This is a genomic window from Mucilaginibacter sp. (genome assembly GCF_965277465.1).
GTDB lineage: Bacteria > Bacteroidota > Bacteroidia > Sphingobacteriales > Sphingobacteriaceae > Mucilaginibacter.
Genome location: NZ_CBDICW010000001.1, coordinates 1,327,636 through 1,346,875, shown reverse-complemented (window position 1 = coordinate 1,346,875; position 19,240 = coordinate 1,327,636). Strand labels below are relative to the sequence as shown.

Annotated in this window: 18 protein-coding genes; 13 read left to right on the top strand and 5 right to left on the bottom strand. The window is 43.0% G+C overall.

Going from position 1 to position 19,240, the window contains the following annotated elements; translation table 11 throughout:
• Position 1 precedes the first annotated feature (1 nt).
• A complete protein-coding gene (locus tag ACQY4U_RS06200) occupies positions 2 to 772 on the bottom strand; it encodes a Ku protein (RefSeq protein ID WP_428328525.1) in 771 nt (256 codons plus the stop codon).
• Between the two features lie 187 nt (positions 773 to 959).
• On the opposite strand from ACQY4U_RS06200, the gene ACQY4U_RS06195 reads away from it, so the two are divergent.
• Positions 960 to 2,234 carry a hypothetical protein gene (locus ACQY4U_RS06195; RefSeq protein ID WP_428328524.1) on the top strand — a complete coding sequence of 425 codons (1,275 nt, stop codon included), beginning with the start codon at positions 960 to 962 and terminating at the stop codon, positions 2,232 to 2,234.
• A gap of 42 nt (positions 2,235 to 2,276) precedes the next feature.
• Here ACQY4U_RS06195 and ACQY4U_RS06190 read toward each other — a convergent pair whose 3' ends face one another.
• From ACQY4U_RS06190 to ACQY4U_RS06180, 3 genes are all read right to left on the bottom strand, one after another.
• Positions 2,277 to 3,698 (bottom strand): glycosyl hydrolase 53 family protein, encoded by a 1,422-nt coding sequence (locus ACQY4U_RS06190; RefSeq protein WP_428328523.1) that lies wholly within the window; start codon positions 3,696 to 3,698, stop codon positions 2,277 to 2,279.
• A 109-nt stretch (positions 3,699 to 3,807) separates the two neighbouring features.
• Positions 3,808 to 5,583 carry a glycoside hydrolase family 9 protein gene (locus tag ACQY4U_RS06185; RefSeq protein ID WP_428328522.1) on the bottom strand — a complete coding sequence of 592 codons (1,776 nt, stop codon included), beginning with the start codon at positions 5,581 to 5,583 and terminating at the stop codon, positions 3,808 to 3,810.
• A gap of 120 nt (positions 5,584 to 5,703) precedes the next feature.
• Complete coding sequence (locus ACQY4U_RS06180; RefSeq protein ID WP_428328521.1) at positions 5,704 to 6,303, bottom strand: cupin domain-containing protein; 600 nt, start codon at positions 6,301 to 6,303, stop codon at positions 5,704 to 5,706.
• Between the two features lie 212 nt (positions 6,304 to 6,515).
• Between ACQY4U_RS06180 and ACQY4U_RS06175 the strand changes: the two genes are divergently transcribed.
• The 12 genes from ACQY4U_RS06175 to ACQY4U_RS06120 all read left to right on the top strand — a co-directional run bounded on the left by ACQY4U_RS06175 (position 6,516) and on the right by ACQY4U_RS06120 (position 18,628).
• Positions 6,516 to 6,890 carry a VOC family protein gene (locus ACQY4U_RS06175; protein WP_428328520.1) on the top strand — a complete coding sequence of 125 codons (375 nt, stop codon included), beginning with the start codon at positions 6,516 to 6,518 and terminating at the stop codon, positions 6,888 to 6,890.
• A gap of 39 nt (positions 6,891 to 6,929) precedes the next feature.
• The gene (locus ACQY4U_RS06170; RefSeq protein ID WP_428328519.1) at positions 6,930 to 7,148 is read left to right on the top strand and encodes a hypothetical protein; all 219 of its coding nucleotides are present in this window, start codon (positions 6,930 to 6,932) and stop codon (positions 7,146 to 7,148) included.
• Between the two features lie 127 nt (positions 7,149 to 7,275).
• Positions 7,276 to 7,491 carry a hypothetical protein gene (locus tag ACQY4U_RS06165; RefSeq protein ID WP_428328518.1) on the top strand — a complete coding sequence of 72 codons (216 nt, stop codon included), beginning with the start codon at positions 7,276 to 7,278 and terminating at the stop codon, positions 7,489 to 7,491.
• Positions 7,492 to 7,545: 54 nt separating this feature from the next.
• Positions 7,546 to 8,445, top strand: a complete 900-nt coding sequence (locus tag ACQY4U_RS06160; protein ID WP_428328517.1) for a LysR substrate-binding domain-containing protein — start codon at positions 7,546 to 7,548, stop codon at positions 8,443 to 8,445.
• A gap of 74 nt (positions 8,446 to 8,519) precedes the next feature.
• Positions 8,520 to 9,530, top strand: coding sequence for an NAD(P)/FAD-dependent oxidoreductase (locus ACQY4U_RS06155; RefSeq protein ID WP_428328516.1), 1,011 nt, complete (start codon positions 8,520 to 8,522; stop codon positions 9,528 to 9,530).
• 36 nt (positions 9,531 to 9,566) lie between these two features.
• On the top strand, positions 9,567 to 9,884 hold the full coding sequence (locus tag ACQY4U_RS06150; RefSeq protein ID WP_428328515.1) for a 2Fe-2S iron-sulfur cluster-binding protein: 318 nt from the start codon (positions 9,567 to 9,569) through the stop codon (positions 9,882 to 9,884).
• Positions 9,885 to 9,939: 55 nt separating this feature from the next.
• Positions 9,940 to 10,449, top strand: coding sequence for a MarR family winged helix-turn-helix transcriptional regulator (locus tag ACQY4U_RS06145; RefSeq protein WP_428328514.1), 510 nt, complete (start codon positions 9,940 to 9,942; stop codon positions 10,447 to 10,449).
• The gene (gene hutH / locus ACQY4U_RS06140) at positions 10,442 to 12,004 is read left to right on the top strand and encodes a histidine ammonia-lyase (RefSeq protein WP_428328513.1); all 1,563 of its coding nucleotides are present in this window, start codon (positions 10,442 to 10,444) and stop codon (positions 12,002 to 12,004) included. The genes ACQY4U_RS06145 and hutH overlap by 8 nt, the downstream gene beginning before the upstream one ends.
• Entirely contained in the window at positions 11,982 to 13,655 is a 1,674-nt protein-coding gene (gene hutU / locus ACQY4U_RS06135; protein ID WP_428328512.1) for a urocanate hydratase, read from the top strand. The genes hutH and hutU overlap by 23 nt, the downstream gene beginning before the upstream one ends.
• A gap of 92 nt (positions 13,656 to 13,747) precedes the next feature.
• Entirely contained in the window at positions 13,748 to 14,956 is a 1,209-nt protein-coding gene (hutI, locus tag ACQY4U_RS06130; RefSeq protein WP_428328511.1) for an imidazolonepropionase, read from the top strand.
• Between the two features lie 78 nt (positions 14,957 to 15,034).
• Positions 15,035 to 16,720: a glutamate formimidoyltransferase gene (gene ftcD, locus ACQY4U_RS06125; protein ID WP_428328510.1), complete on the top strand. Its 1,686-nt coding sequence runs from the start codon at positions 15,035 to 15,037 to the stop codon at positions 16,718 to 16,720.
• A gap of 276 nt (positions 16,721 to 16,996) precedes the next feature.
• Entirely contained in the window at positions 16,997 to 18,628 is a 1,632-nt protein-coding gene (locus tag ACQY4U_RS06120; RefSeq protein WP_428328509.1) for an ABC transporter substrate-binding protein, read from the top strand.
• A 180-nt stretch (positions 18,629 to 18,808) separates the two neighbouring features.
• On the opposite strand, the gene ACQY4U_RS06115 is transcribed toward ACQY4U_RS06120, so the two are convergent.
• Positions 18,809 to 19,135, bottom strand: a complete 327-nt coding sequence (locus ACQY4U_RS06115) for a hypothetical protein (RefSeq protein WP_428328508.1) — start codon at positions 19,133 to 19,135, stop codon at positions 18,809 to 18,811.
• Positions 19,136 to 19,240 lie beyond the last annotated feature (105 nt).

Genomic DNA, 19,240 nt, shown 5'->3' with positions numbered 1-19,240 from the left:
CTTATGCTCCCTTCTTGGTGTTTAAACTTTGCATCAATTGCTCGTACAGATCATCGCCTGTAGCCTTCTGAGGTTTCATCTTTTTAACGGTGGCGCGCTTACCTTTTGATTTCAGCTTAATGATCTTCAGCAGCTCATCGTTGTACTCATCCTTAAATTTCGAAACATCAAAATGCTCGGCGTATTGATTTATAAGCGCCATACCTACGTCCAGTTCCTTTTTACTTATAGCAACATCGCCGGCAATATTCAGGTCGTCTGTACTGCGGATCTCCTGCGCAAAGCGGATGCGGGTTACTACCAGCACCTGCTCAACCGGGTGCACTATACAAAGCGACTCTGTACTGCGCAATACAAATCTTGCCAGGCCTGCTTTTTTTGATTTTATCAATGCCTGCACTAAAAGCGCATAGGCTTTATTATTTTTAGTATCGGGCTCGGTATAATAAGACGTTTCGTAAAACATAGGGTTTACATCGGCTATATCAACAAAGCTTTCAATTTCAATTACCCTGCTTTTTTCGGGGGCAGCGTCTTCAAAATCGGCATCGTCCATTATTACATAGTCGTCGTTCAGCTTATACCCCTTTACAATTTTATCATAGGGCACTTCCTTACGCGATTGCTCATTGATCCTTTGGTACCGGATGCGTGAATGATCGCGGCTATCCAGCATATCAAAATCAAGCGAGCTGGCCTGTACTGCCGAGTATAATTTTACGGGGATGCTTACCAAACCAAAACCCAATGAACCTTTCCAGATAGCTCTCATAACCAATGTATTTATAGTTCACATAACCATCGGAAGCGTTAAAGGGTTTGGCGGCTGGTGTAATTTCTTTGCCTGTACTTTAAATACAAACCTAAATGTGAACCATTTAAAAAAGCGACCACTGAGCTTATCCCTTAATCATTAAAAAATTCCCTACATTTAAGCACCAAACTATTCACAATTAAAAATGAAACAAATCAGCATTATCCTGTTTATTTTTTTTCCGTCATTTATTTTCGCACAAGCTAATTATCGTGCAGGCTATTTTTTGAAAAACAATGGCGATACCGTTAAAGGATTTATCAACTACCGCGAATGGGACCAATCGCCTACATCAATAGAGTTCAAATACAATAAAGATGACAAGGATGCAATTCAACTTAGCCCTAATAACACCAAAGCTTTTCAAGTAACCGGAAAGGAAACCTATATAACTTATAATGGATTTATAAGTATGGATAAAACCCGATTCCCCGAATTACCGGATCATTTTGATACTACTAAGAAAATTAAAACAGTGTTTTTTAAACTACTGACAACGGGGCAATACCTAACACTTTATTATCATAACGACGAGATTAAACCGAGATATTTTATAGCTGAAAAAGATCATAACCCTGTAGAGCTTAAATACTACTCCTATTATAATGATGATAAAGAAATAAAATATGTACCTGTTTATAAAAGACAATTAGTATATGAAATAGGCAAATTTTATCCTGCCGGTAACAATTTAATAAATGGTGTGGAATATATCAAGTACGAAGAAACGGACCTTGTTGCTTTAATCAATAAAATAAACAAAAATAAGGTTGGTAATAAGGGAAGATCATTAGCAAGGTTTTTTGCGGGTATTGCCATAAACAGCACTCAAACAACCATTAATAATGTTAATTATTATAACCATCAGGAAAAACTAAATAATGTACTGCCTAAAATAAATGTCGGTATTGATCTGTTTGGCAATCCTGATGTTCAAAAATTTGTTTTCAGGGGAGAGCTTTCATTTTCATATGTTAATCCTAAGTATATTTCAGCAGAAACAGAAACATATCCGGTAATATTACATACAAATGCTGACTATGCTTTTAAACAATATACCGTATCCTTAACCCCACAACTGCTGTATAATATTTATAATGCTGATAAATTAAAGATTTACATTGACGGTGGAATAGCTCTTAACGTTTCAACATACTCTAATAACAGGTTAATACTTAAAAAAAGCGGCGATATTGATAACTCCACTACAACTATAGAGAAACCTTACAATCTTGATGCTATTTGGGATTCTTTTGTGGCACAAACAGGAGTTGTACTCAACAAAAAAATTGAACTTTCATTTGCCTATATAGCAGGTGCCGGTTACAGCCATCAGGGTGTCGGATTATCATCCAGTGGGTTTAATGTAAATAACCAGACCGCGAGTTTTGGTGTAAGATATTTTTTTGGTAAACACTAATAATAATTAAATAGCCCTTTTTATTAAACTGGGCTATTTAATTTATTTATCCGTCACATACTTTTTAGCTATCACCGGGTAAAGGTTAATGTAATCATTTGATTTACCATCATGATCAAAGATACCTTCCCAGGTACTCAGCGGCTCCCATATAAATGAACCTACCGCCTTACCATAAGGTACGGTAAAGGCTATATCATTCACTTCCTTTTTAAGCTGCGAGTATTCGGCAACCATTACCTGCTTATTATATCTTTTAGCTAAATCGGCCATGTTGTTTTTAAGCATTAATGGCGTACCATGCCATTTTGGATAATAGGACAGGCCAATCACATCAAAAGGCACATGGCGTTTAGCCATATTATCTAAAAAGAAACGCGCTTCCTCATTTTGACCGCCTAAGGCAACATGCAGCATAATTACCGTATTAGGGCTAACGGCATTAACGCCTTTAACCCCTTGGTATATCAATTGCGACAAACTATCCAGGTTATTGATTGCGCCTTCGGGCCAAACCATACCGTGGTTAATTTCATTACCCACCTGTACCATATCAGGCGCTGTGCCTTGATCTTTCAGCTGCTGCATTACATTAACGGTATAGTCGTATAATGATTTTTTAAGCGTAGCAAAATTTTGCCCAACCCATTCGGCAGGTTTATTTTGCTGCTGCGGATCGGCCCAGTAATCGCTGTAATGAAAATCGAGCAGAAACTTCATGCCTGCGGCCTTTATGCGTTTAGCCATTTGCTTGGTATGTTCCAGATCGCAAAAGCCTTTGCCCGGTGAATATCCCTTTGGATTAGCGGGCTGGTTAAAAATGCGCAAGCGGATATAATTAAAGCCATGCGCCTTCATTATCTCTATTGCATCGCCAGGTACACCTTTGTCCGAAAACTTTACCCCTTTGCTCTCTAACTCGGGCAAAAAAGAAATGTCGGCACCTAATATTTTATCAGTTACTGTTTTGGGGATGTATTTGTCTTTAGTAACAGCGTGTGCTATACCAGGCTGCACCATCTGGATCTCTGTAGAACCCATCCACAAGCTATCGGCCTTAGCCTCAAACTTAATTTTTCCGCGGGTGTAACCGGCCTGCAGAATGACCTGGCAGCTGCCAACAACATCAACCTGCCATGTAGTATCGGTATGTTTCAGATCATTATTACCATCGGGAGAGATGGTTATCAGCCTGGCATCGCCGGTTACATAAAACCTAACGTTAACCCGTTTTTCCTGCACGCTATCGCCCTTAACATCAATAATATTTATGTTGATAAGTGCCTGATCCTTGCCATTGGCAATCATAGTGGTTTTAAAGGGTGTAACCTCTATTTCAAAAGGTTTGCCGGGGATACCATTGCGGCGCCCTTGCGCATTAATGGTTGCTGATACTGTTATTAAAAAAGCAAGCAGTAAAAAGCCTTTTAACTTGCTGAACAAAGTGTTAGGTGCGCTTAGCATAAAGATACAATTGGTGTGTTAAAGGTATAATATAAATGTTTTACTGACAATTATTTTTCAGATAGCTCGCTATTCCATCTTACATTTTACAAAACGAATGAAGGGCAAATTATTTTTTATCCTGCACCATTGCGGTTATGGCCTGCAAAAACCAGGCAGCATGCGGAATCCATTGTTCTGTCCACCGCCATTCATCGCCTTTGTCTTCTGTTTTAAAATCTATCCCGCTGCCATCGCCATTACCCTCTTTGCCTGTAATACCGTTTGATACACCTCCCCTTTCAGACCCATGCCCAAAGTTTGAATGCATGTAAGGCACATTATTTTTACCAAAACCATACATAAAACACATAGCATAAGGATTGCAACCCAATATCCACGCTACCTGCTGCGATGCAAACGCAGCCACCGGCGCTTTTACGCCCCAACCGCCCTTTTGCGGATAAACTAACTTACCGCCAAGCAATGCAGCAGTAGCCAATGAACCTAAACGCGCATCCTCGCCCTGCCACCACCAGCCGGTTTCATTATCGTGCGGTATAAAAAAACCATCCTTAACAGCGCCATTATAAGCAAACGATTGCCTTGCATAACCAAACGGATTGCTTACCCTATTGGTAACGGCAAGGTTATAATCCAATGTTTTTTTTATGGTATTTAAAGCTGCTGCACGCAATTGGGCATCCTTTTCTTTAGCCAGGTAACGGGATAAAGAAACTACGGGTAAACCGGCATCGCTGGCATGCCAGTACGGGCGATTAGCATCGTTAGCAATAAAATAGCCGGCCGGGGTCATTCTTTTAGTTAAGTTTTGAGCGCGCTTGCGGGCCTCATCACGGTAAAGCGAGCTATCTGTAGCTATCCATAATTCGGTAGCGGCCATCAGCGCGCAATAATCATCAATAATATTTTCTTTGCCGTCGTCATCGTATCGTGTGTTGTTGATCAGCAGATGTGCAAAAGCCCGCTTTGCCCCATTAAGATATTGCTGTGAGGTAAACTCACCGTGCTTTTTCCATTGAGAAATGCGGGCCAGCGCGGCAATAGCCATCCCCCCACCTTCGCGAAAGGCACACTGATATTCATCCGTAGTAACACTATTGGCACGTAAGCCCACTATCTGCCGGGCATTGGGGTCTTTATTAAAATAGCTAAAAATGATCATATAGAAATAATCATCTTTTGAGAGTGCCCGCATCATATAATCGGCACCGTAAAGCGCTTCGTTATCTAAAGAATCTTTGATGTTCCACTTTTTTAGTAAGCCGGGAATAGCCTCGGAGGTGTTCACCATTGACCATACCACCAATGGCGTTTGCTGCGGCGACATAAAATTGGCATACGCCAGGTGCGAAAAATATTTGCTTACATCGCCCGATGCATCGCACCAGCCACCACGCATATCAACCGTTTTATCGCTCCCTTTAATGTGCATGTGCTCATCTGCCGCTAATTCCTGCGGAGTATTGGCCCGCTGTTTATTGTAATAATGAATGATGGACGAAATGGTATGCTTAGCCAGCGCATCTTCTTCTATTATAAAAGGATAAGAATAAATTGCTTTCCCTGCGATAGTTACTTTAACCTGGTACTTGCCGGGAGTTTTAAAAGAGGAAAAATCTGCACGGTAATAAATTTTTCCGGGTGTCCATTCTGCAATGCTTTGCGGCGCACTGAGCAATCCTGTAAAACGGGCATTAATAGCTCCTGCATTAATGATGCTGAACGTTGGTTTGCCTGCCAACTTTTTATCGGTACCTATAACCGCCATTTTAGGCCCCTTGGTATCAAACCCTATTTGGTTAACATAAATAGCGGGCTGTGCCAAACAGTTAACTGATAAAAAAGCATATAAGATAGCTAATAAAATAACAGGCGGTTTCATAAAATGGGTTTAGTCGGTTGGTTTATGACGACTAAAGATAACCTGTTTACAGTAAATAAGGGAACTTAAATAAAACGGACTAAAAATAAGGAGAGATGAAGCTGAATGGTTTCCTTTTGATTATACAAACTGGTACTGCAAAATACCAACTACATAAGGTGATACTATTTTAATATCGTGCTTTACATTAAGCGGGATTTCCAAAAAATCACCCGGATTTAGTTGATACAGTTCGTTACCAACGGTACATTCGCAATGGCCTTCCAAAATAAAAAAGCTTTCTAAAAGATCGCCATGCTCTTCTTCGGGCACATCGTTTTTAGTGATCACCAGCATTTGCTGGTAACGGCTGTCATTCCTAATCACATGTACCAAAAAATCTTCGGTTGGTTCCGCTTCCGGTATCAGGTGGGCTAAAGTATTTAGCCAGGTTTGGTGATCGGCAGTTTCATCAACAGCCGGGAGGTTGTTAATATCTAACATTGCGCTGGCATCCTCAAAACCCAATGAGCTAAGTATCCTTTGCCTGTTTGCCGGGGCAGGTTCTGTAGCTGTAGCTATCGCAATGTTTTCCATCACCAACTCAACAGCTGTTAATTCTGCTTTAACTTCAGGATATAGCATGGTTATCTGGATCAGATAAGCCTGTTCTTCTGCATTTAGCAAACCCAGGCAATATTCCTCCAAAACACCACTTTCTATATATGCTTTTATATCCATTGTCAAACAGCTTTCACATTCTCAAGGGATTACAAAGGTAGGTAATTGATTGCAAATCATCAAATAGTGATGATAGGAACAGGCATTTTCAATTTTATTGCGCGCTTTTTGCGAAGCAAAGGCGGGAAGCCTTGCCTATACCCACTAGCTTTTATGCGGGCAGCGCATAAATTATTATATTTAGCCAATTGGGTTTATTTATATAAAGCAATATGAAGTTTAGGATTGCCCGGCACACAAAAGACTTGAACCGTATAATTGATTTTTACGGCCGGATATTAGGCATGAAGGTTTTGGGCGAATTTAAGAACCATCATAATTACGACGGTGTATTTTTAGGTATCCCCGGCGCTGGCTGGCACCTGGAGTTCACCGTATCCGGTACTATGCCGGTACACTATCCGGATAATGATGACCTTTTAGTATTTTACGCAGAATCGGTAGAGGAATTTAATATAATTAAAGAAAGGTTTATTGCCAACAGGGTAAAACCTGCTACGCCTAAAAACCCTTACTGGACCAAAAATGGTATTACCTTTACCGATCCGGATGGGTTTAGAATTGTAATTTCGATAGTGCGGAAATAAGAAACCTGCTTATATTTACCGCACAATAAACCACCCCAAATGAAAACCTTAGGAATTATGCTGATCCTTTTAGGTGCAGGCATGCTTAGTTTTAATGGCTGTAGTTCGCGCAGTAACAAGGTAATGAATGATAACGGCACTATCCAAACCACCGCAGCTCCTGTTCAGGAAAGTTCACTCAAATGGTTCCCTTATGCCGGGGCGGTAGTTTTTGTTACCGGTATATTTGTAACCACCCGCCGAAGTAAAAATAATTAGCACAATATATTAGTAAGCGTATTGCGCTTTTATGTAGTCCTGCAACTATATGTTGTATATTTTGATAATAAGGTCACTGCAAAAACAATTTCAGCCCTTTTTATCTTCCATAATAAACTTTATTGATATGAACAGGATTACAGGAGTAGTACTAATTATTATAGGAGCGATAATGCTTATCTGGACGGGCTTTACTTATAACAAAAAAGAAAACATTGTTAATGCAGGCCCTATACAAATCTCGGCCGAGCGGCAAAAAACAGTGAACTGGCCCCCCTACCTTGGTGCCATATTTTTAATAGGCGGTATTGTAGTTGTTGTTACTGCGAAGAAAACCACCTAAGGTTGCGTTTACTTTGCCTGTTAGCAGCCATAAATATTATTACCTTAGCATTCAATGATCTTCGATTTTCGCTTAAAGGTATTTTACACGGTTGCCCAAAGGCTAAGCTTTACCAAAGCCGCTGCCGAATTATTTATTACCCAGCCTGCCGTTACCAAGCATATTAAAGAACTTGAATATCAGCTTAACAACCAGCTTTTCAGGCGTAATGGCAACTCCATTGTTTTAACCAATGCCGGTAAAATTTTGCTGCAATATGCTGAGCGTATTTTCCAAACCTATACCGAACTGGAAACCGAACTGGCGCAGCTGAACAATATGGAATCGGGCACGGTGCATATTGGCGCAAGTACCACGGTTGCCCAAACTATATTGCCAAAAATACTGGCCCTGTTTAAAAAAACATACCCGGCAGTAAACTTTACCTTTACGCAGGGCAATACCGATATGATTACCCAATTGGTATTAGCCGAGAAGGTTGATATTGCCATTGTAGAAGGTGCGGCCCATTATCCGCAGATTGCCTATGCACCATTTGTTAAGGATGAGATCGTGCTGGTTACGCGGGCCAATAACCAGCTTTCAAAAAAAGCAGAGATCAGTCCCAGACAATTATTAAACATCCCGCTTATACTGCGCGAAGCCGGCTCCGGAACGCTTGATATTATTTTTAATGCCCTCAGCGATGCAGGCATCAACCCAAAAGATCTGAATGTTGAGATCAGGCTGGAGAGCAGTATCGCCATTAAACAATACCTGCTTTACTCCGAAACGGCTACATTCTTATCTATCCAGTCGGTTATCAGCGAGCTAAAATACAATGAGCTGAGTATCATCGAAATTAAAGGTTTAGAAATTTTCCGGACCTTTCAGTTCATCCAGCTTCATGGTAAAAACTCCAAACTGATTGATCTTTTTAAAAGATTTTGCCTTACAAGCCATAACCTAAAGTAATATAACATTACTATTTATCATTTGCCGCAGGTTATAATAACACGCAATTTTAGTTATTATTTCAACAAGGGGTTATGGAAACTATTACTACTGATATTTGCATTATTGGCGCTGGCCCGGTTGGGCTTTTCGCGGTTTTTGAAACCGGCTTATTAAAAATGCGCTGCCATTTAATTGATGTTTTGCCGCAGGTTGGCGGGCAGCTCTCTGAAATTTATCCGCAAAAACCAATCTATGATATTCCCGGCTTCCCTACCATTAATGCGCAACAGTTGGTCGATGGTTTGATGGAGCAGATAGCGCCTTTTAAACCCACGTTTTCATTAGGCGAACGGGTTAACGAACTACAGCAATTAGCCGATGGTTCATTTATTACCACCACTGGCGATGGCACCGAAGTACATAGCAAAGTAGTGGTAATAGCAGGCGGACTTGGTTGCTTTGAGCCACGTAAACCTGCCATTGATGGACTGGAAGATTTTGAGGGCAAAGGCGTAGCTTACATGATCAAAAATCCCGAAGCTTATCGCGGCCGCAAAGTAGTTTTGGCAGGTGGCGGTGATTCCGCATTAGACTGGACCTTGTTTTTAGCCGATATAGCCGAAGAAGTTACCTTGATTCATCGGGGCGATACTTTCCGCGGTGCACCAGACTCAGCCGAAAAGGTTTTTGAATTAGCTAACCAGGGGCGCATCAACCTTATCCTGCAATCACATATAAAAGCCATAAGAGGGAACGGCCATTTACAGGAGGTAGAGATAGTTGATAAAAACAATGAAATAGCCATAATTGAAGCCGATCATTTGATCCCCTTGTTCGGACTAACCCCAAAGCTTGGCCCAATAGTAGACTGGGGTTTAAACGTAGATAAATCTGCCATTATGGTGGATACGTTTGATTATAGCACAAATGTAAAAGGTGTTTATGCCATAGGCGATATAAATATTTATCCCGGTAAATTAAAGCTCATCCTCTGCGGTTTTCACGAAGCGGCTCTGATGGCCCAAAGCGCTTTTAAACAGGTTTATCCCGATCAAAAGCTAAGCTTTAAATACACCACCGTTTACGGCGTTAGCGCATTTTAAGGCTGAAGGTGTTTTTTATTCTAAAAAATTGATAACATGATCAATATAACTATTGAAGACAGGGACGGCACCCGCCGCCCTGTTGAGATCCCTGAAGAGATCAGCCTGAGCCTGATGGAAGTTTTGAAAGCCACTGACCATCATATTTTAGCTACCTGCGGCGGCATGGCGCTTTGTGCAACCTGCCACGTACAGGTGCTTGAAGGACCCGAAAAATATTTCCACCCCTCAGATACTGAACTGGACCTGCTTGATACCCTGCCCGATGCTGCTCATGACAGCCGATTGGCCTGCCAGTTACGGATCAGTGAAGATATGGAAGGCATGGTTTTCAGGATCAGGGGCGAAGCCTAAACATTAAATATGTTAAAATACTTGCATTTATATAAGCACTTATATAAATTGCACTATGAATTTATATCAGAGCCTGGGCTACCTTGTTTTAGGCAGCCGCTTAAGGAGGCTTAGCGAAAGTTTTCTGTCAGAAATTAACCGGGCTTACCAAAATGAGGGAATTGATTTTGAGGCCAGCTGGTTCCCGGTATTTTACCTGTTATCAAAAAACAATTCGCTTTCAATCAAAGAGCTCAGCGATCAAACCGAGGTATCCCACCCTGCGGCAAGCCAGCTCATCACTAATCTTAAAAATAAAAAGCTGGTAACCAGTGTTACCAGTGCTAATGATGGCCGCAAGCAATTGGTACAGCTTACTGATAGCGGCCGCGATCTGTTGGCGCAGATATTACCTATTTGGGATGCCATTTTATTAGCGATGGACGAACTGCTTGCCAATGAGCCTGCCTGCAATGAGCTTTTATCATCCATAGGTGCCTTAGAGAATGCTTTTAAGGTAACGGGCCTTGCCGACAGGATTGGCGATAAATTAAACACCGAACTTAAAACTGCTAACCATGAGTAAAACATTTAACTATGGCAGCAGCCACCTAAGCATAGGCACCTGCCTGGATATTGCAAGCGGAAAAGTACAAGGTATAATTGATAACGAAGCATCTAAAAGGATCCGGGCATCGCGCGGCGAGGTTAAAAAAATAGTGCATGCACAGCTTCCGGTTTATGGTATCAATACCGGCTTCGGCCCGCTTTGTGATACGCGCATCTCTGAAGCTGATACGTCATTGCTGCAAAGCAACCTGCTTAAAAGCCATAGCGTTGGCATAGGCAAACCCATCCCGCAGGAAATTGCCAAACTAATGCTGATTACCAAAGTACAGGCTTTGGCACAAGGCTACTCGGGCATTGCCCTGGAAACCTTGGAGCGTATCATCTGGCATATTGACCATGATATTATCCCGGTAGTGCCCGAAAAGGGTTCAGTCGGCGCATCCGGTGATCTGGCGCCTTTGGCTCATTTGTTTTTACCCCTATTAGGCTTAGGCGAAGTTTATGCCAATGGCGATAAATTTGCCGCCGCAACTGTACTAAGCCAGCATGGTTTACAACCTTTGGTATTAGGACCAAAAGAAGGCCTTGCATTAATAAACGGCACACAATTTATTCTCTCGTTCGCCATAAAAGCGGTGCAACGCTTAAACGACCTTCTCAATACTGCCGACCTGGGAGGCGCACTATCATTAGAAGGTTTAATGGGCTCGGCGCGGCCATTTGATGAGCGGCTGCACCAACTTCGCCCATATAAAGGGACTAAGCTGGTTGCCAAACGATTATTCACCTTGTTAAAAGACTCAGAGATCTGCAACTCGCACATTAATTGTGATCGAGTGCAGGATCCCTACTCGCTGCGTTGTATGCCGCAGGTGCATGGTGCATCGCGCAATGCATGGCTGCATCTAAAAGAATTAACCGAAATTGAGCTTAATTCCGTAACCGATAATCCCATTATTTTTAACGCGGAAGACACCATCAGCGGTGGTAACTTTCATGGGCAGCCATTGGCTATGGCGCTTGATTACGCCACTATAGCGGCAGCAGAATTAGGCAATATTGCCGATCGCCGCTGTTATTTAATGAGCGAGGGCCGTTATGGCTTACCCAAATTACTGACCAACAATGCCGGATTAAACTCAGGCCTCATGATTCCGCAATACACTACGGCGGCTTTGGTTACTGAAAATAAAACCCTTTGCTTTCCAGCCAGTGCCGATAGCGTGCCCACTTCATTAGGGCAGGAAGATCATGTTTCAATGGGTTCTATCAGCGGGCGCAAGCTGCACCAGGTAATAGATAATGTTGAATATATACAAGCCATTGAATTGCTTTACGCAGCACAGGCAATGGATTTCAGGCGGCCGCTAAGATCAACCCCGGTGATTGAAGCCTGCCATGCACTTGTGAGGACAAAAGTTCCTTTTATTGATGATGACCGCATTTTTGCCGACGATATTAACGCTTTACACCAGCTAATTACCAGTGGTGAATTTTTAACCACTGCAAACCATACAGCCATTAAAAACGATATTAACCTTAACGACGATGACGACTTCGGAATTTATTAAAACCTATGCCACGCACCCGGTTTACAAGGCGCCGCACGGCATGCAACTGCACGCTAAAAGCTGGCAAACAGAAGCACCGTTAAGGATGCTGCTCAATAACCTTGACGGCCAGGTTGCCGAAAACCCCGATGAATTGGTAGTATACGGTGGTATTGGCCAGGCCGCACGCAACCCGGAAGCCCTGCGCAAGATCATTGAACTTTTGCTGGAATTGGATGAGCATCACTCCTTGCTGGTACAGTCGGGTAAGCCGGTGGGCATCATCCGCAGTCACCCTGAGGCACCACGCGTACTTATTGCCAATAGTAACCTTGTACCGGCATGGGCAAACTGGGAACATTTTAATGAGTTAAGATCAAAAGGTTTAATGATGTACGGGCAAATGACCGCCGGTAGCTGGATCTACATCGGCACACAGGGAATTTTGCAGGGCACCTACGAAACTTTTGTAGAGGCAGGCCGCCAGCATTTTAATAACGACCTTACCGGCAAACTGATAGTTAGCGCTGGTATTGGTGGCATGGGTGGCGCACAGCCCTTGGCCGCAACTATGGCAGGGGCTGTATTTTTAGGGGCTGATATTGATGCATCGCGCATCCAGAAAAGGGTAGATACGCAATACATTGACAAGATCACTCACTCCTACGAGGAAGCTATTACCTGGGTAAAGGATGCGATGGCTAAAGGCGAAACACTATCGGTTGGTTTAGTGAGCGATGCCGGTGATATGTTAGAAAGATTGCTGCATGACAACTTTATCCCCGATATGCTTACCGACCAAACATCGGCACATGACCCGCTGAATGGATATATCCCTAATGGCTTATCCCTAACCTTAGCATCGGTATTAAGAAAAACCGATGCGGCAGAATATAAAAAACTAGCATTAGCCAGTATGGCAAGGCATGTAGGCCTGATGCTGCAATTGCAAAAACGCGGTGCCATTACTTTTGATTATGGCAATAACCTACGCGAATTTGCAAGGCAGGGCGGCGAGGGTGATGCCTTTGATTTCCCAGGCTTTACACCGGCTTATATCCGCCCGTTGTTTTGCGAAGGTAAAGGGCCATTCCGTTGGGTAGCTCTTTCCGGCGATCCGGAAGATATTTTTACGACCGACCGCGCCCTGATGGAACTGTTCCCTGAGGATAAACCATTGATAAAATGGCTGAAGAACGCACAGGAAAAAATTTCGTTCCAGGGTTTGCCTGCCCGCATTTGCTGGTTAGGCATGGGCGACCGTGAAAAGGCCGGGCTAATGTTTAATGAGCTTGTTAAAACCGGCAAAGTAAAAGGTCCGATAGTAATTGGCCGCGACCATCTGGATTGCGGATCGGTAGCCTCACCAAACCGCGAAACAGAATCAATGAAGGATGGCTCGGATGCCGTATCAGACTGGCCTTTGTTAAACCTGATGGCTAATACAGCAGGTGGTGCAACCTGGGTATCGTTCCACCACGGTGGTGGTGTTGGAATGGGTTATTCGCAACATGCCGGGATGGTTGTGGTGGCTGATGGAACAGACCGTGCTGCAAGCTGTTTAAGCCGGGTTTTATACAATGACCCGGCAATGGGTATTTTCCGCCATGCCGATGCAGGTTACGAAAAGGCCAATGAATGGGCAGACCGGTTTGATCTGAAGGTTTGGTAATATTAGTTATTGGGCATTATTGCCATTGGTTGATTGGTAGAATTTGACAGAAACAATCCTTTGATCGATCTTAAAAAACAGAAAAATATTAAATGAAAATACTACACGGCCCCTTTACGCAGATTTTGCCCTTAACGGGCTTGCCTTTAAAAGGTGCGCTGCAGGATGATCAATTACAGATCATCCTGCAAGGCGGGATACTGACCGAAAACGGGCTGATCATTGCCGTGGATAGTTTTGAAAAATTACGTGGGGAAAATCCATCGGCACAAATAAAAGAAACACAGGGCCAGCAGGTTTTGCTCCCCGGCTTTGTTGACTGCCACACTCACATCTGTTTTGCAGGCAGTCGGGCTAAAGATTATGCCATGCGGATCCAGGGCAAAACTTACCTGGAAATTGCCAGATCAGGTGGTGGCATTTGGGATTCGGTGACCCAAACCCGTGCTGCTGATGAAGCCCTGCTTACCCAATTATTAATAAAAAGGGCCGAGCGCCATTTAGCCGAAGGCGTTACTACCATCGAAGTTAAAAGCGGTTATGGCCTGTCTGTTGAGCAGGAATTAAAACAGTTAAGGGCCATAAAGGTAGCAGCAACACAAATAAATGTTAGCCTGGTTGCTACCTGTTTGGCAGCGCACATGGTACCAAAAGATTTTAATGGCAGCCAGACCGAATACCTGCAATATATTTTAACCGACCTGCTGCCCATTATCAAAAAAGAGAACCTTGCCAACCGGGTTGATATATTTATTGAGGAAAATGCTTTTAATGGAGATAATGCACTCGTCTACCTAAATAAAGCTAAACAGTTTGGGTTTGATATTACCGTGCATGCTGATCAGTTTACTACCAGTGGCAGCCATGTTGCAGTTAATGTTGGTGCTGTTTCTGCCGATCATTTGGAAGCAAGCGGCGATGCCGAAATAAAATTATTAGCTGGCTCAAATACTGTAGCAGTAACCTTACCCGGCGCATCATTAGGTTTAGGAATGCCTTATGCGCCTGCAAGAAAACTACTGGATGCCGGGGCCTGCCTCGCTATTGCCAGCGACTGGAACCCGGGATCGGCACCAATGGGTGACCTGTTGATGCAAGCTGCCATAATGAGTGCCGCCGAAAAACTAAACACTGCCGAAGTTTTTGCAGGCTTAACTTTCCGCGCAGCAAAGGCCCTTAACTTAACCGACCGTGGTATATTAGCAGCCGGAATGCGGGCTGATATGCAAGCTTATCCTTGTACCGATTACAGGGAAATACTCTACCAGCAGGGAAAGCTTAAACCGGTGATTATTGATTAAAGATTTCGCTGATTTTGTTTTAAATAACAAAGAGCAATAAAAAGATTAAAGATCCATTGACCTAATGACAATTGACCAATGACTAAATTAATAGAATGCGTACCAAACTTTAGCGAAGGTGTAAACCTTGATATTATTAAGCAAATAACCAACGAGGTTGAATCTGTTGAGGGTGTGCTCCTGCTAAATGTTGACCCCGGCAAGGCTACCAACCGTACCGTGGTAACTTTTGTGGGCGAACCGAAAAAAGTTATTGAAGCTGCTTTTTTAGCCATTAAAAAAGCGGGGGAACTGATTGATATGAGCAAGCACAAAGGCGAGCATCCGCGAATGGGCGCTACAGATGTTTGTCCGCTGATACCCATTGCCAACATCAGCATGGAAGAGACCGCAGCATACGCCAAACAATTGGCCAAACGTGTAGGCGAAGAGTTGGGCATACCTGCTTATTTATATGAGCATGCGCAGGCCGATAGCCGGCGTAATAACCTCTCGGTGATCCGTGCAGGAGAGTATGAAGGCTTTTTTAAGAAGATAAAGCTACCTGAGTGGAAGCCGGATTTTGGCCCGGCAGAATTTAATGCCAAAAGCGGTGCAACAGTTATCGGCGCACGCGATTTTTTAATCGCCTATAATGTTAATCTTAATACCACGTCAACCCGCAGGGCAAATTCCATTGCGTTTGATGTACGTGAGGCTGGCCGCGTAATGCGCGAAGGCGACCCTATAAATGGCAAGATAATTACTGATGAGAATGGAAAACCAAAATCAATACCGGGTTCATTAAAATCGGTAAAGGCAATAGGCTGGTATATTGAGGAATATGGCATTGCGCAGATCTCCATGAACCTTACCAATATTGAAGTTACCCCGTTACATATTGCCTTTGATGAGGTATGTACCAAAGCAGCCGAACGTGGCATGCGGGTAACCGGCAGCGAACTGGTAGGCTTGATCCCCCTGAAAGCAATGCTTGATGCGGGTAAGTACTTTTTGCTTAAACAACAGCGTTCTGTTGGGGTAAGTGAAAAAGAACTGATTAAAATAGCCATCAAATCAATGGGGCTGGCAGAACTGGCACCCTTTAATCCCGAAGAAAGGATCATAGAATATTTGCTTAAAGACAAAGCATCATCAAAATTAGCCAGCATGACGCTGATAGATTTCGCGGATGAAACAGCAAGTGAAAGTCCTGCCCCGGGCGGCGGCTCTATATCGGCCTATATGGGTGTATTAGGCGCATCCTTAGCAACTATGGTGGCTAACCTTTCATCTCACAAAAAAGGATGGGACAGCCGGTGGGAAGAATTTAGCACCTGGGCCGAAAAAGGTCAGCAATATAAAGATGAACTGATAAAGCTGGTTGACCTGGATACCGTTGCTTTCAATAAAATAATGGAAGCCTTTAGTCTGCCCAAATCAACCGACGAGGAAAAAGCAGTAAGAAACAACGCGATACAGGATGCAACCAGATACGCCATTGAGATTCCTTTTAAAGTAATGGAGATTGCTTATAAAAGCTTAGCCGTTATTAAGGCTATGGCCGAAACAGGGAACCCAAACTCTGTTACCGATGCTGGAGTGGCAGCCCTCTGTGCGCGCAGCGCTGTAATTGGTGCTTTTATGAACGTAAAGATCAATGCATCAGGTTACAAAGACAAGGATTATATAGTTAAGGTAATTGCTGATGGCGCCGAAATTGAGCGCAAAGCCATTGCTTTGGAGCAGGAGATTATTGAGCTGGTAAACGGAAAGATAGTATAGATAAAAAGCACAAAGTATAGTGGCTCTATATTCCGCACGTCATTGCAAGCCATTGCGAAGCAATCCCCGACTTACAGAGCCACTAAGCAGGTTGACCTATATGGTGCTCATTGCTTCTTCGTTCCTCATCGCAATGACGTGGTGTATTAATAAGGGTATCAGGCATGTCATCCTGAGGCACTCGAAGGATGAGCGCACAGGCCCCCACTTTGCATCCCTTAAGATTATGACTTTCCAATTATCCCCTTATCTGCAATAATCAATATATTTAGCCTGATGAATAAACTGACCGGCTTTTTGTTTTGCTTATTGCTTTCGTTATTCATTGCCTGTAAAACTGATACCTCAAATTCCGGCAAAACCATCTTCAATATTAACCTCGACGAGGGTCTTAGCTCGCTTGATCCCGCCTTTGCGCGAAACCAAAATACCATTTGGATGGTTAACCAGGTTTATAACGGCCTGGTACAAATTGATGACAGTCTTAAAACCCGCCCCTGCATTGCCAAAAGCTGGAATATCTCACCCGATGGCATGGTATATACGTTTCATCTGCGCAATGATGTTAACTTTCAGGATGATCCACTTTTTATAAACGGTAAAGGCCGCAGGGTAATAGCATCAGATTTTGTTTACAGCTTTCACCGCCTTGTGGACCCGAAAGTTGCCTCGTCGGGCTCATGGATCTTTAGCGATAAAATAGACTGCGACACCCCCTTTATTGCCAAAAACGACAGTACTTTTCAACTCAGGCTTAAACAGCCTTTTCCACCCTTGCTAAGCATGCTTACTGCACAATACTGCTCGGTAGTGCCGCACGAGGTTGTTGATCATTACGGTAAAGATTTTCGCCAGCATCCTGTTGGTACCGGTGCCTTTAAATTTAAGTATTGGAAAGAGGGCGAAGTAATGGTTTTATTGAAGAACGAAAAGTATTGGGAAAAAGATAAAGACGGCAGCACCCTCCCCCATTTGGATGCTATCAGGGCTACTTTTATTGGCGATAAACAAACAGCCTTTATGGAGTTTATCAGTAAAAAGCTTGATTTTTTGAACGATATTGATGGCAGCTACCGGGATGATATCCTTACCAAAGCTGGCCAGGTAACACAAAAGTACAAGGGTAAATTCACGCTTAGTACAGGTCCTTATTTAAATACTATTTATTTGGGGATGCTGGTTGATAGTAACATCCCGATAGTTAAAAGATCGCCCCTTAAAAAACTAAAGATCAGGCAGGCCATCAACTATGCTATTGATAAGCAAAAGATGATCAAATACCTGCGCAACAGTATGGGTACTGCCGGTTCGGCGGGTTTTATACCTATGGGGATGCCCGGCTTTGATGCCAAACAGGTTAAAGGCTACTCCTACAACCCGGATAAAGCAAGGCAGTTGTTAAAAGAAGCAGGCTACCCCAATGGCGATAACCTGCCCGAGATAGTTTTACAAACCACGGTAGGTTATCGTGGCCTGATTGAGTACGTACAAGGACAGTTAGACAGGGTAGGTATAAAGACCAGTGTGGAGATAACGCAGGGTGCCAGTTTGCGCGAACTGGTATCAAAAAACGGCGTTAACTTTTTTTACGGAACCTGGATAGCCGATTATCCGGATGCGGAGAATTACCTCTCGGTTTTCTACTCCAAAAATAAGATCCCTTATGGCCCTAATTATACCGGCTTTAACAATAAACAATTTGATGCCCTTTTTGAGCAGGCCTACCACGAAGTGAACGACGAAAAACGTTTTACGCTGTACCGGCAAATGGATAATATAGTGATGCAACAATCGCCTGTTGTGATACTTTATTATGATAAGCGGGTTAACCTGTATCAAAATAACATATCAGGCTATAGCGTTAACGGGCAAAACCTACTAACGTTAAAAAGGGTAAGGAAGAATTAATTTAGAGAGCCACAAAGTATTGTGGCTCTACATTTTTGGAAGCAATCGCTTTTGTAGCGCCACAATACTTTGTCGCGCCCACTATGCAGAGCAACATTGCTAAGCGGCTCTGTAATTCGGGGATTGTTTCGCTAACGCTCGCAAGGACGCGCAGAGTATTAAAGTTTTAACTTCTCTAAATCAATTATTATACTTCAGTACATCGGCATTTACCACATCCGATCCTGTTTTACCGCTGTAATCAACATTATTGCCGGTAATAACAATGGCATCAGCACCAATTTTTTTTGCATAGCCTACAAATACTTGCTTTACCTGTTCCTGCCCCACGTTTGGATAGTTCATGTGTCCAATTACTTTATAATCCTTTTTAACATCGTGGGTTGAGTAAAAAATATCAATATTGGTGGTTGGTGTCAACTTATCGCCGAAATAGGATGGCTGGTTAATTGCGCATGACGATAAAAAAAGGCCGAAAGCCAAAATAACAAAATGGTGATTTTTCATGGTTTTAAGTTTTGATTTATAAACTTATGACACCCATATTAATCACCGGTTTAGTGCACATTAAGTAATGTTATTATTACAATCAGTATATTAATCCGCAAAGCG